We start from the raw sequence: 447 nt of genomic DNA on the forward strand, positions 1-447 counted from the left end.
CTTACGGCATTGATTCTCCGGATGCGGACTATACAGCTACTGATATCGTGCTGGGGGACAGACAGGTCTCCTATACGATGAACCATCAGGGGCGCGTACTGGGCAAGATTGAGCTGTCCATCCCGGGCAAATACAATCTGTACAACTCGATGGCTGCGGTAATCGCCTGCCTGAAGTCAGGCGTTGCCTTTGATGCCATTGCTGCAGCCATTGTGAAATTCCATGGTGCCAAGCGCCGCTTCCAGGTGCTGGGCGAGGTTAATGACATTCTGGTCATTGATGATTACGCCCACCATCCGACGGAAATCCAGGCTACGATCAGCGCCGCCAAGGCTACCGGCAAAAAGATCATCGCCGTATTCCAGCCGCAGCGCTATACACGTACCTTCTTCCTGCTAGATGCATTCAGCCGTGCCTTCAGTGAAGCGGATGAGGTCATTATTACGG

1 protein-coding gene is annotated in these 447 nt (G+C 53.7%); it reads left to right on the forward strand.

What is annotated here, in order from left to right:
- The coding region (locus FAF44_RS53760) for a glutamate ligase domain-containing protein (protein ID WP_272896266.1) at positions 1-447 on the forward strand (447 nt) is incomplete at both ends.

Origin of the sequence: Nonomuraea sp. MG754425 (genome assembly GCF_021699195.1) — a bacterium.
GTDB lineage: Bacteria > Actinomycetota > Actinomycetes > Streptosporangiales > Streptosporangiaceae > Nonomuraea.